Origin of the sequence: Brumimicrobium oceani (assembly GCF_003143775.1) — a bacterium.
In the GTDB taxonomy this organism is placed as follows: domain Bacteria; phylum Bacteroidota; class Bacteroidia; order Flavobacteriales_D; family Crocinitomicaceae; genus Brumimicrobium; species Brumimicrobium oceani.
On the sequence record NZ_QFRJ01000001.1, the window covers coordinates 129,847 to 143,217 of the forward strand.

The window sequence follows — 13,371 nt, forward strand, 5'->3', positions numbered from 1 at the left end:
TATTTTAATGTGCTGATGTTTTCGCATCAGACGGTTAAAAATTAGGGGAGCAACAACAAAAAGGAATGGTTTCAATTGTGATAAGTTTTTGTTCAGGTACTAGTGAGTAATTATGTAAATTTTTAAGGATATGGAAGCTTTACGAAAGTCGGTTATTATAGGTAGTTTGATTTATGGGTTGTATGGTTTGGTAAGTCTTTTTGATTTGGGGACTTTTATTCCACCAATTCCGCTTAAGCCTTTTCTTTTTGCTGCCTTTCTTATTGCCTATGTTTCTGTTTCACGGAATGACTTCTCTCCATTATTAAGAATTTCTCTTTTGGTTTGGATGGTGTCTTTGATTTTTGTTGGGCAATATTTCGTGGAAATCTTTTTTGATTATGAAATGGTCGACTTTTACATTAATAATGTAGAGCCTTTTGTGCTAATGGGAGCCATTGCCGCATTTATTGCGTTAACTTATATGTTAGTGCTTGAGATGGGGTATAGGTCAACAAAATTTTATTTACCACTTATTATTTCTTCTGCGATTATTCCTTTAACGATTATCTTGAAGGATCAAATTGTATTTGATTGGGGGATGATTTTAGTGGCTATTTTATTTTTTATATTCGAAAGGTTGGGTAAAAACGAAGAAAGAGAAGAAAAGTATGAAAAAATATTGTTGGTTTTAAATGGAGTTGCAGTAATAACTATCATTGAACGAATAACTTACATTTTGTAGGTATTTATTTTTAAAAAAAACATCTACTTTTTTCATTAAAATGATTTGAATAGTCTAAGTAATTCGTATTTTTGCAGTCCGCAACGGAACAGGTTGCGACAAACATTCAAACGGAATGTTTGGTTTTGAAAAACGGAGAGATGGCTGAGTGGCTGAAAGCGGCACCCTGCTAAGGTGTTATACGGGCAACTGTATCCAGGGTTCGAATCCCTGTCTCTCCGCATCGTGTCGACAAATTGAGTTTTAAGAATAGCAACTATTCGAAAAATAAACAAACAGTAAAGAGTTGATTTTAAATCAAATAAAAAAGATTTAAAAATAATTAAAAAAACTGCTTGTTAACTTAAAAAGAGTTACTATCTTTGCCGTCCGCAAGTGAAACATTAACATGCGTCACTTTGAAATAATAGAATTAGAATCTGCGCTTTCGCCCAAGAAAGTCAGATAGTTCGGTAAAACGTTACTGAATAAAAATTTTAATCAAAAGACCAGTTCGGGGTGTAGCGTAGCCCGGTCATCGCGCCTCGTTTGGGACGAGGAGGTCGCAGGTTCGAATCCTGCCACCCCGACAAGGGGATGATTGATTTCATCCCCTTTTTTTGATTAAAAGTGTGTTTCGCACTAGTTTAAAACTAGGGCTCGTAGCTCAGCTGGATAGAGCACCTCCCTTCTAAGGAGGCGGTCAAAGGTTCGAATCCTTTCGGGCTCACTAAGAATAAAAGCTTTCACGATAGTGAAGGCTTTTTTCGTTTTGTAGAAGTCTGTAAGCTTGAAAAGCTTACAAGGTTCTACAAAACGAAAAAAGACTAGTGTTCCTTAAGAACACAAAGCTTTTATTCGGAATTCGGAGCCGTTAAGGATCTATAATCCTTTCTTTCTGAATGGCTCATCATTTTTAGAAAAGCTTACAAGGTTCTACAAAACGAAAAAAGACTAGTGTTCCTTAAGAACACAAAGCTTTTATTCGGAATTCGGTGCCGTTAAGGATCTATAATCCTTTCTTTCTGAATGGCTCATCATTTTTAGAAAAGCTTACAAGGTTCTACAAAACGAAAAAAGCCTAGTGTTCCTTAAGAATACAAAGCTTTTATTCGGAATTCGGTGCCGTTAAGGATCTATAATCCTTTCTTTCTGAATGGCTCATCATTTTTAGAAAAGCTTACAAGGTTCTACAAAACGAAAAAAGACTAGTGTTCCTTAGGAACACAATGCCTTTTTTTAGAATCAATAGGGGACTGTTCTCTCTAAGCTTCTTAAGATTGCTCCAATTAAAGTTTTATCGTAATTTTTAAAGAATATCTTTCTGTTCATTGTACACAAATAAAAAGAGCCTCCTCACGGAAGCTCTTCTTTATATGGTTTCTTACTTTTAGCACGTAAGGCTTTAAATACTTTTCTTTGCCAGGTACCAAGTTGTTTTTTCAACGGAATCATCAACTAATCTTTCGTCTAATGCTTCCAGTGTGCTTGGTGCAGGCACAATTACTTTATCTCCGCGCTGCCAGTCTAATGGCATTGCTACTTTGTGTTTATCTGATGTTTGCAGCGCATCCAACGAACGAAGTATTTCATCCATATTACGACCTACGTTTAATGGGTAATACATGATTAAACGTATTTTCTTTTCGGGATCGATAAAGAAAACTGCTCTTACTGCAGCCGTTTCACTTTCATTGGGTTGCAGCATTCCGTAAAGCTTTGAAACATTCATGTCGATGTCTGCAATAATTGGAAAGTCAAAATATACTCCCGTGTTTTCTCTCACATTTTGTACCCATCCCAAGTGAGAATGAATACTGTCTATACTTAGGCCTAAAAGCTCTGTGTTTAAAGCATCGAATTCAGGCTTTCTTACTGCGAAACCACTCATTTCAGTTGTGCAAACCGGTGTGAAATCAGCAGGGTGAGAAAACATGACTACCCACTTGTCTTTGGCGAACTCTGACATTTTCATTTTCCCTTTTGTGGTCACCGCTTCAAAATCTGGTGCAACATCACCTATTCTTGGCATTGGATAAACTTTTTCAACGCATTCTTCTTGATTTTCCATCTCTATTTATTTTTTAGTTAATTATCTATTTCTTATTTATGCTAAGGTACTGGATTCTTTGCTCTTGCACGGTAACCTTTGATACTTTGGGAAGTACATACCAATTCGCTAAACATTAATAATTAACCTAAACGTTCTTCCCTTTCATCATTCTGTTCCAATATAAATAAGGCAACATGAATTTCTTAAACATCCACAGTCTCCAATGTTCTTTTGAGCTGTCCGTGATCAGCATTCGCTTTAACTTTGGATCCGGTGTAAAGTTTCCTTCGTAATCGAATTCAGCGAGAACCATTTTACCATAGTCTGTTACTAAAGGGCAGGAGGAGTAGCCCTTGTAAGATTTTGAACCTAATTTTTTATGATTAATAAGCATTGCTATATTATCCGTAATGATAGGTACTTGTTTTCTCACAGCAGCTCCAGTTTTGGCCGTTGGCAAGGCGGCTACATCACCAATCCCGAATATATTAGGATACTTTTTATGTTGTAAACTATGAATATCAACATCTAGCCATCCTGCTTCATTTACCAAATTGGACTCTCTTACAAATTTTGGCGCTACAGAGGGTGGTGCGGTATGAAGCATGTCAAAATGAATACCATAAAGGCCATCTTTCTTCGTTACTTTCACATCTTTGTAATTATATTGGAATGATTCATCGATGTATTTTCCGTCATTTTCCCCCGACATGACAATACAGCCACCGGCTTTGATATCTTTGGTTAAATCATACCAAGCGATTTGTTTTTCACCGTCAACTTTTACAAGTTTGTGATTGAATCGTAAATTAATATCCTTTCGCTCAACTACTTTCATTAGGGTGTCTGCAATGACCTTTGTTCCAAAAATAACTGTTCCAGCGGTAGCAAATAAAATTTCTGATTTAGATCTAATGTTATTTTTACGCCAATAGTCCTCTGCTAAATACATGATTTTTTGAGGAGCACCTCCGCACTTGATTGGGGTTGCTGGTTGAGTAAATAATGCAACGCCTCCTTTAAAGTTTTTCACCACATCCCAAGTGTGCTTTGGGTTGGTATAATTACTGCAAACAACACCTTTATCCATTGCGTCTCCCAATCCAGGAACAAGACTAAAGTCATAGGCCAATCCAGGAGCTACAACTAAATAATCGTAACTAATATCTCCAGAATTGTCGGTTTTTATGCTGTTTTTATCTGCTTCAAATTCAGTAACTTTATCCTTAATCCAATCAGCGCCTTTCGGAATCATTTCAGCCATTGGTTTTGCGGTTTTGTCAAAGCTATAAGTTCCGGCTCCAACCAAGGTCCAAGCTGGCTGATAATAGTGTGTATCAGCAGGTTCAATAATGGCTATGCTTTTCGATTTTTTTTGTCTTAAAAGTTGAGCGGCCGACATAATACCAGCGGTTCCACCTCCTATAATTAGGATTTCGTAATGTTTTTTCATTGAGCTTTTAGTTTTATGATTTAAATCATAAACTTAACTGCTTTAAAACCAATTTAATGTAACTATTGTTACTTTGAGTTGAATTTCTTAGTAATTCATTAACCGAAATGACGTTGTTTTTTTCTCGTTTATCCGCTAACTCTTAAAGCGATCATCCTTTCCATCGTTGAAAATCAAAATTTTCAACAAGGGAAAGGATCCTGCCAAATTAAAGAGGAAACCATTTTCTATTTTAATTTATTAAGCTGATGGTAAAATTTCCGACAAGCATTTGTATTAATTTTTCACTATTGTTTTAATCCACTGATTCCCCGTGTTATTCGTTATTTTTACGATGTAAAAACCAGATTCATAATTACTTATGTTAATTTTTGTTTGGATGTTAAAGCTTTTTGAAAGAACCGATTTCCCTTGCATGTTAATGAGCTGAATATTATTTTTACCTTGATTGTTTATCGTTATATTAATCTCATTGCTCGACGGATTAGGGAAAACATCCAATGTTATTGCTTCTGATTCCTTTTGTGTTGATAAATAATTTTCATCTTTTACATTAACTCCCACATTGTTGATAATCCAATTATTTGGATCTATTTCAGCACTGGTCACTTCCCCACCAATGCTTGGAATAACAAAGTGATCACTGTTACTGGAAATATTGATTCTTATGGTTGTATCCGCTAGTCCTATTCTGCTAAACTTAATTTCTAAAGGATTGGTGAATGTAGGGGTAGAACTAGAACTGGTGTGGCTAATTTCAAAATATAAGTCGTTACCTATTGTGTTATACCTTGTGCTATAAGTGGGGAAACCTTCACCAAAATACCATTGGTCAAACGCATCATCAAAATTAACAGTTGACATCATATTTAATTGATTTCTTACATCTAAGCCTATGGCTAGACTGTCTTTATAATTTATTTGAAATTCTTTTAGCGCTTGAAAAAACAATGAATCATCATTCATTAAAAATCTTAATGTATGAACGAAGGCTGCTCCTTTGTCATACGACAAGCGCCCGCTAAAAATGGCAGCTGCATTTAAACTATCGGTTACCCAAATACTACCACCCGGAATACTTTTTACATTATCATGCACATCATTCATATTTGCTGGTGCTTGAGCTGGATATAGATACTCAAGTACTAAATGACTTGCATATGAGGCGAAGCCTTCATTCACCCAAATGTCTGACCACGAAGCACAAGTTACATTGTTTCCCCACCACTGATGTCCTAGTTCATGTGCGGTTAAACCTTTTTCGAAAAATCCTTGAGTGGTCATTGTTTGGTGCTCCATACCACCACTCAAAGGTGCCATGCAATGACCGTATTTTTCGTCATCATAAGGGTATCTACCAAACAATTCAGCGAATAGCTCCATAAAGTTCACAGTTTCGTCTATATCACTTTGGAAATAAGGAAGTGTTGAAGGATTGTTGTAAATATAGTTTTGGATGACTACTGGATTTGGAGAGCCTACAGGGTTAGCAGTAACATTATACTCAACATATTCGGCAACCGCAACAGAGATCAAATAGTAGGCAATAGGGTGTCTGTGAAACCATTCGTAACGAGAAGTTCCATTTCCTAGATTAACAACATTTTCTAATACACCATTTGAGCCTGCTTTACAGTTATTTGGAACAGTGATTTTTACTGATACACTGTCTGCTTTATCTCTTAAATCTTGCTTAACAGGAAACCATTCATAGGCAGAAAAGGGTTCCGATAAAGACCAAGTAACTTGATTTCCCCAAGAAGGAGAGGAATCGTTCGACATTCCCGATCCGCCAAATGGAGTGGTGGAGGAGTTGGGAGGCGTTCCATTATAATCTACCGCAATTTTAAAGTTTTGGTTTTGTAATAAATTCACAGGAACCTTTATTGTAGAACCAATTCTATTGAAAGGAGTGGGAGAGTTGTCTACTCTAATTTCAGAAATAGTAAAGCTTGAAAAAAGCTCAAAAAGAACAGAATCTAAATTTTCATTAGTTATTCCATGAATCTCACTTGTTCCTGCAATATCTGTTGATAGGTTATCCATGGTCACATCTAAAGCATAAAAGTGCACATCGTACTTTTTAGCTTGTGCTATTTCCTGAAGATTCAAGTTTGGACTTTTTAATTGAGCGTTCAAAAAAGCGTCTCTTTTAGAGCAGTATCGGTGGTTTTCTTGGGATAATACCGAAAAGTTGAATAATATGGAAATGGTGATCAAAAGAAAACCGCGATTATATGTGTTCATAGCTACTTTTTTGTTTAAAAATTGAGTTTAAAATTATTGTTTGTTCTCCTTTTTGCCTGTAATGCTAATATGGAGAGGAATCGGGCTGAGCTTAAAGTTTCAACTGATAGCGTCTTTTTCAGAATTTGCTTAGCTCGCATTTGTTATTTACTGAGTTGGTACTTACTATTTTTACTGGCTCCTAAATTTATTTAAAAATGTGGTAAATCTCCTCCGGCGCACTACTTATTTGAATTTTAGTCGCTTTAAAATGATTAATTGTCTTCTTTATCGTCGTTTGTGAATAAGCCTTTAAACTTTTCCCAGAAAGTTCTATCGTCTTGTTCTTTGGCTATGTCCTTTAGACTTATGGTGTTGTCTACTTCTGCTTCATAGGCCTTGATGAAAGCATTTCTAAAGATATTCACAATTGTAGCTCCTATTTCAATGTTGGGATCATCTATTTTCCCTGAGATTGGAATTTTTGTTCCTGTTCTGTCCTTTTTTAAGTTTTTAGTGATGTTAAATGTTAGACCTACAAACGCTTGCCAAAAACCGTTTAAGACTGGCGTGTCATCTTTAAAATTGAGGACTTTAACTTCGTTTAAAATAGGTTTGACATAGCCTTTAGCTTCTCCATCCAACATTGCGAATTCAGAAGCAAGTGCAAATTCTCCACGTTCAAAATCGAAATTGGCATAAGCCATTGTAAAAGCATTCAACTCTAATAAATCTACTTTTTTGATGTCTATATTTAAGTCCATATCAGGTAAATCCTTCAGGATATTTAAATCTCCTTCAACATGGAGGTTTCCGTTGTTTAAAACCTTAGAAGTTAATTTCAAATGAGAAGGTAAGGCCTTCTCTTCGTCTGTGGAGTTTGTGAGGTTTTCAACAGCCAGTTGAATCTCTGTCAATTTTAAGTTTACTGGTGGCTCAGAAACCATATTTTCAAATTCAATTTGGCCTTTGTTAATTACAAATCGGTTGATTTTAAGTGGTATAAAGTCTATAATTGGTTCAACCCATGAAGCATCTCCTGTTTGTTCTTCCTCTTCAGTTTTACCATCAGCAAAATAAAGTTCTAGTTGATCTAGAATAATCTCACTAACAATGGAACCGTGAAAAATGGCTCTCCATTCAACAGAGATATCTGCATTCTTACAATAAACAAAAGGTTTGGTTACAGCATTTTCAGTAATTTTTATTTCAAACTCTTGTAAAACCATGGCACCACGAAAAATAGATAAATCAAGATCTCCCAATGTGCATTCATAACCTTCAACTTCATTTACTGCCGCTACTAGTTTATCTTTTAGAAAAAAGGGAAGCCAAATTCGAACGCCTATAATGAGTAGAATAAACACAAATAGTATGGTTCTTCTTCTTCGTTTTTTTGGATTTGAAGGGTAGATGGTTTCTTTTAATTGGTTCATAAATGTTATTTGTTAAATTTTTCCTTAAAGTTATTATGGGTAATTTGTTCGCTGACAATTAGTTCCTTTCTAAAATAGTAATTTTATTTAAAATTATAACAAGACAAAAAGACAATGACCTTTGGATTAATCAATTACTCACTCCAAGGAAAAATCACCGATTTGGATTTTATTGCATTTATTTTCAGTAGCTTGTGTTTTGTAGTGAGTGAAGATTCAGGAGAGCAAGAAATACGTAACTGATGATAAAAGCTGATTTCAATTAACACTTTTTATCTGTTTTATGTTTTTTTTTGCTCAGAAAAAAGTGCTTTTAATTTCAATCTAACAATTTACACTATTTAGCATTATGCGCTCGCTTAGGTGAGCACAAATCTCTATATTTGATGAAAAATTTAATTATTATGAAGAAAACATTGTTTTTATTAGGTGGATTATTGATTAGTGTAGCAACTACAGCTCAAGTAAAGACTCCAGCGTTGAGTCCAAAAGCTGAAGTTGAGCAAACTGTTGGTCTTACAGAGATTGAAGTAGACTATTATCGTCCTTCATTGCGCGGAAGAGACATGCATAAGGATATTTTACCAGAAGGAAAAAAATGGCGTTTTGGTGCAAACAAAAATACTACAATATCTTTTGATACTGAGGTGAATTTTGGAGGAACTAAAGTTGCTGCGGGAGAGTATGCAATGTATGCTTTAGTCGGAGAGAAAGAATGGACAATTACACTTTATAATGGAACTGACAATTGGGGATTGCCTGCAAATTGGGATGCATCAAAAGTTGTGGCTGAAACGGTTGTTCCTGTAACAAAGAACAAAAATAAAGTAGAAACTTTCACGATTTCTTTTGATAATTTGGATGTTGACTATTTTGATTTAGTAGTTGAATGGGAGCACACTAAACTACCTATTAGAGTTGATTTGCCAACTAAGGAATTAGCAACTGCATCTATTCAGGCAGCCATGAAAGGAAGTCCATCTGGTCGTGATTATTACGATGCGGCAAACTACTATTTAAATGCAAACATAGAATTAGAAAGTGCGTTGGAGTATATTAATAAATCAATTGCTATGCACGACAATGCACCTTTTTACTACATCAGAAACAAAGCCTTAATTCTTGGTGCAATGGGAAGAAATGAGGAAGCAATTGAAACTGCAAAATTGTCTTTGAAAATGGCTAAAGAAGCAGGAAGCGAGGAGTACGTTCGTAAAAATGAAGAGTCAATCAAAAAATGGAGTAAATAAAACTTGGCTGGAGGTCAGTTGATTTAATTCATTGATGAAAATCAGCCCTTTCGAAGCAGGCAGTATTTCGTTGATTGAGATGAAGTTGTAAAAAAAGGGGCGATTGTAAAATCGCCCCTTCGTCTTTTCTGATAGAGAAATATAAACCCTAGTCAATATTTTCAATAACCATTGCAGAGGCACCACCACCACCGTTACAAATACCAGCAGCTCCATATTTACCACCGTTTTGTTTTAACACATTAATTAGTGTTACAATGATTCTAGAACCAGAGTTTCCAAGAGGATGTCCAAGCGCAACAGCACCTCCATTTACATCAACTTTTTCTGGGTCTATTCCTAAAATTTTAGTGTTTGCTAAACCAACCACAGAGAAAGCTTCATTCAATTCCCAAAAGTCAACATCGTCTTTAGAAATACCTGCTTTATCCAATGCTATAGGCAATGCTTTTGCTGGAGCAGTTGTAAACCATTTTGGCTCTTGTGAAGCATCAGCATATCCAACAATCTTAGCGATTGGCTTTAATCCGTGTTTTTCAACAGCTTCTTTGGATGCCAAAATCAATGCAGAAGCTCCATCATTTAATGTTGAAGCATTTGCTGCGGTTACTGTTCCTTCTTTATTGAAGGCTGGACGCAATGTTGGTATTCTGTCTAATTTTACGTTTGTATATTCTTCATCCACTGAAACAACAACCGGTTCTCCTCTTCTTTGAGGTACTTCAACAGGAACTACTTCTTCTTTGAATTTTCCTTCTTCCCAAGCTTTTGCTGCTTTTTCGTACGAGTTGATAGCAAATTTATCTTGATCTTCACGTGAGAATTTGTATTCTGTTGCGCATTCATCTGCACAAGAACCCATGTGAACTTGACCATATACATCAGTTAAACCATCTTTAATCATTCCGTCGGCCATCTTAATATCACCTAGTTTCTGACCATTTCGTGAATTAACGTAGTGAGGAACTTGGCTCATGTTCTCCATTCCACCAGCAACAACTATATGGTTGTCTCCTGCAAGAATTGTTTGAGCAGCTAATGATAATGCTTTCATTCCTGAAGCACAAACTTTGTTGACCGTTGTGGCAGGAACTTGATCAGAAATTCCGGCAAACATAGAGGCTTGGCGGGCAGGTGCTTGACCTAAATTTGCTGAAAGAACATTTCCCATGAAAACTTCATTGATGTCTTCTGTTTTAATGTTGGCTTTTGCAATTGCTCCTTTGATTGCAGTTGCTCCCAATTGTGTCGCTGAAACAGTAGATAAAGCTCCAAGGAAGCTTCCCATCGGTGTACGCACAGCTGAAATAATATAAACTTCTTTCATGATTCTGTTAATTTTCTTTTTAATTGGCACGAAAGTACAAAATTCTTCACTTTTAACATCATTATAAGTGAATAACTGCTTGTTGTGTCTCTTAAATGTTTAACAATTAGGATTTATTTAAAAATATCATCAATTTTGCGCCGATTTTAAATTACTGACATTTATACAAAAATATTGAGAATGAATTTTAAAGAAATTACCTTCCTAGGACTATTAAGTATTTTCACAATTCCAGCAATCATAGCTCAGGATGATTCGGAGTTACCACCTACAATAAAAGAACCTTCGAATTGGAAACTGGAAAGTAAATTTTCTTTGAATGTTACGCAATCCACTTTTACCAATTGGGCAAGCGGTGGTCGAAATAATGTTTCTGGACTAGGTTTTATCAATGCGATGGCAGATTATAAAAAGGACAGAATAAGATGGGCAAGCTCCTTATCAGCAGGTATTGGTGGAATTCAATATTTTGATGAGGATATTGAAAAAACAGACGATGTTTTGGATGTTCAATCAACTTTGTCCTATGGATTAAAAGATCCTTGGTTTCTTTCCTTTTTAGGTGGTTTTAGAACTCAATTTATAGATGGTTATTCGAATCCAGGAGATTCTGTCCGTTCCTCAACTTTTATGGCCCCTGGTTATGTGAATATCTCTTTGGGTATTGAATATATTCCTAATGACAATTTAAAAGTGCTGCTTTCTCCTTTGTCAGGAAAGCTTACATTTGTTCAAGACCAAGCATTGTCTGACTCTGGTGCATTTGGCGTAGCACCTGCAGAATTTAATAGTATGGGAGATTTAGTGAAATCTGGCGAAACTTTTAGAGCTGAATTAGGAGCGTATTTACGTATCATCTATAAGAAAGAATTAATGGAGAATATAGGGTTGAGATCTCGTGTTGAGTTCTTCTCTAACTACATGGAAAACCCGGAGAATATCGATGTTAACGGAGAGTTGATTCTTGATTTTAAAGTAAATAAATGGTTTTCTGCTAACTTACAATTGAACTTGGTTTACGACGACGATGTGAAGATTGAAGACAGAGACGGAAATGTAGGTCCAAGAACACAGTTTAAACAAGTTATTGGTCTAGGAATTAATTATCGTTTAGCTAATTTTGAAGAAAAGAAAAAGTAGGGAAACCTCCTTTTTAAACTTAAAGCCTTGACGTAACTGTTGGGGCTTTTTTCTTTTAGGAAAATGATTTGCGCTTGCGACCTTGTGAAGCACACGCAAATAATATTGACTAAATAAAAAGACAAGTAAACTAAAGTTTGGAAGCGGAAATGGTGGCTAAAATAGGCAACTAAAAATTATTTTCACCAACTTGATTTTTGTATCGTAATTTGTTGTAAAATTGAACCATGAATGACAGCCAATGGGATACTGTCGATTAGTTTAAACAATTAAAATTTCGAGTCATGGCAAAAAGTCAAGATGCTAAGAAAACTGAAAAAAAAGCGCCGCTAAAAACTCCAAAGGAGAAAAAAGCAGCAAAGCGTGAGAAGAAAGCGGGCAAATAATAGCCCTTATAAATGAGGAGATGCTACTTCAAATTTGGAGTAGCATTTTTATTTCCGGAAATCATACCAGAACTTCATTAATTCACTCCACTTGATTATCTTCGTGCTTATGAACAAAATAAGGATTCCTGCGAAAAATAGTATTGATGGTACGCTTACAATTCCTTCCTCCAAAAGTTATGCGCAAAGAGCAATTGCATTGGCGGGTTTGTCGAAATCCTCTGTTGTGATACGTAATTTAACAGACAGTGATGATGTGCTTGCAGCGCAAGGGATTATTGCTGCTCTGGGAGCTATATTTGTTCGGTCGGGAAAGGATTTGATTTTAAAGAGTGGAATTGATATGAATTGCGATTCCGAAATTTCGATTAACTGCAAAGAGTCTGGCCTGAGCACGCGCTTATTTAGTTCCTTCTCACTGCTGTTTGATGAAGACTTTACGGTAAATGGAGAAGGTTCAATTGCCCAAAGAACTATGGAGATGGTGATTGATGGATTGGCGGCTTTTGGCAAATCGATTGATAGTAATAAAGGGAAAATACCTTTGAAAATTTCTGGAAAAACCTTAAAAAAGAAGGTCGAAATAGATGGAAGTATTAGCTCTCAATTTCTTACTGGAGTTTTGATTGTTACCTCTTTTCTAAAACGGGATACAGAAATTAGAGTACCCAAATTAAAGAGTAAGCCCTATATAGAGATGACCTTAGATTTAATGCGGTATTTTGGTTTGAAAGTGGAGCATAAGGATTTTGAGATTTTTCAGATTAAAGGAAATCAAAGTATAGGTGAGGAGCTTGTTTATGAAGTGGAGGGAGATTGGAGTGCGGCTTCTTTTCACATTGTGGCTGCAGCTGTAGGCGGACATATTCAGTTGAAAGGACTAAAGGCAGATTCTCGACAGGGTGACAAGGTGATTTTGGATGCGGTAAAGCGAGCTGGAGCTTCCGTAGAGTGGAGGAATGGTGATTTGATTATTCAAAAAGATGAGCTTCTTCCTTTCGAATTTGATGCTGGGGAATGTCCAGATTTGTTTCCTCCATTGGCGGTTTTGGCGGCTTATGCCAGTGGAAAATCGACTATTTCTGGAGTTCACCGACTAAAGCACAAGGAAAGTGACAGAGGAATAACATTGCAGCAGGAATTCGCTAAAATAGGAGTGAGGATTGATTTGAATGGTGATGAAATGGTCATTCATGGGAAAGGAACTCCTATTGTACAGAAAGAAGTTACTTTCTCTTCTCATAATGACCATCGAATTGCCATGGCGATGAGTTTGTTGAGTATTGGAGCAGAAAAATCAATTTACATTGAACACGCTGGGGCTGTAGATAAGTCATATCCTGATTTTTATAAAGACTTTTTAACAATTTAGGAGAGCTATTTAGAGTATAGTGAAT

9 protein-coding genes and 3 tRNA genes are annotated in these 13,371 nt (G+C 36.0%); 7 read left to right on the forward strand and 5 right to left on the reverse strand.

Annotation, left to right across the window (positions count from 1 at the left end):
- Positions 1-130 precede the first annotated feature (130 nt).
- The 4 genes from DIT68_RS00575 (at position 131) to DIT68_RS00590 (ending at position 1,433) form a co-directional block, all read left to right on the forward strand.
- On the forward strand, positions 131-724 hold the full coding sequence (locus DIT68_RS00575; RefSeq protein WP_109357873.1) for a hypothetical protein: 594 nt from the start codon (positions 131-133) through the stop codon (positions 722-724).
- Positions 725-858: 134 nt separating this feature from the next.
- A tRNA-Ser gene (locus tag DIT68_RS00580) sits at positions 859-945 on the forward strand.
- Positions 946-1,218: 273 nt separating this feature from the next.
- Positions 1,219-1,293, forward strand: a tRNA-Pro gene (locus DIT68_RS00585).
- 66 nt (positions 1,294-1,359) lie between these two features.
- A tRNA-Arg gene (locus DIT68_RS00590) sits at positions 1,360-1,433 on the forward strand.
- A gap of 675 nt (positions 1,434-2,108) precedes the next feature.
- On the opposite strand, the gene DIT68_RS00595 is transcribed toward DIT68_RS00590, so the two are convergent.
- From DIT68_RS00595 to DIT68_RS00610, 4 genes are all read right to left on the reverse strand, one after another.
- Entirely contained in the window at positions 2,109-2,774 is a 666-nt protein-coding gene (locus tag DIT68_RS00595) for a peroxiredoxin (protein ID WP_199223359.1), read from the reverse strand.
- 127 nt (positions 2,775-2,901) lie between these two features.
- Positions 2,902-4,209 carry an NAD(P)/FAD-dependent oxidoreductase gene (locus DIT68_RS00600; RefSeq protein WP_109357875.1) on the reverse strand — a complete coding sequence of 436 codons (1,308 nt, stop codon included), beginning with the start codon at positions 4,207-4,209 and terminating at the stop codon, positions 2,902-2,904.
- A 276-nt stretch (positions 4,210-4,485) separates the two neighbouring features.
- Positions 4,486-6,456, reverse strand: a complete 1,971-nt coding sequence (locus DIT68_RS00605) for a M1 family aminopeptidase (RefSeq protein ID WP_109357876.1) — start codon at positions 6,454-6,456, stop codon at positions 4,486-4,488.
- A gap of 254 nt (positions 6,457-6,710) precedes the next feature.
- Complete coding sequence (locus tag DIT68_RS00610) at positions 6,711-7,871, reverse strand: DUF748 domain-containing protein (RefSeq protein WP_109357877.1); 1,161 nt, start codon at positions 7,869-7,871, stop codon at positions 6,711-6,713.
- A 404-nt stretch (positions 7,872-8,275) separates the two neighbouring features.
- Between DIT68_RS00610 and DIT68_RS00615 the strand changes: the two genes are divergently transcribed.
- On the forward strand, positions 8,276-9,121 hold the full coding sequence (locus tag DIT68_RS00615) for a DUF2911 domain-containing protein (protein ID WP_158276077.1): 846 nt from the start codon (positions 8,276-8,278) through the stop codon (positions 9,119-9,121).
- Positions 9,122-9,269: 148 nt separating this feature from the next.
- Here the strand turns inward: DIT68_RS00615 and DIT68_RS00620 are convergent, their stop codons facing one another.
- On the reverse strand, positions 9,270-10,448 hold the full coding sequence (locus tag DIT68_RS00620) for an acetyl-CoA C-acyltransferase (protein ID WP_109358314.1): 1,179 nt from the start codon (positions 10,446-10,448) through the stop codon (positions 9,270-9,272).
- A 180-nt stretch (positions 10,449-10,628) separates the two neighbouring features.
- Here DIT68_RS00620 and DIT68_RS00625 point away from each other — a divergent pair, with 180 nt between their 5' ends.
- Positions 10,629-11,588 carry a DUF3078 domain-containing protein gene (locus DIT68_RS00625; RefSeq protein WP_109357879.1) on the forward strand — a complete coding sequence of 320 codons (960 nt, stop codon included), beginning with the start codon at positions 10,629-10,631 and terminating at the stop codon, positions 11,586-11,588.
- Positions 11,589-12,083: 495 nt separating this feature from the next.
- The gene (gene aroA, locus DIT68_RS00635) at positions 12,084-13,346 is read left to right on the forward strand and encodes a 3-phosphoshikimate 1-carboxyvinyltransferase (protein ID WP_109357881.1); all 1,263 of its coding nucleotides are present in this window, start codon (positions 12,084-12,086) and stop codon (positions 13,344-13,346) included.
- Positions 13,347-13,371 lie beyond the last annotated feature (25 nt).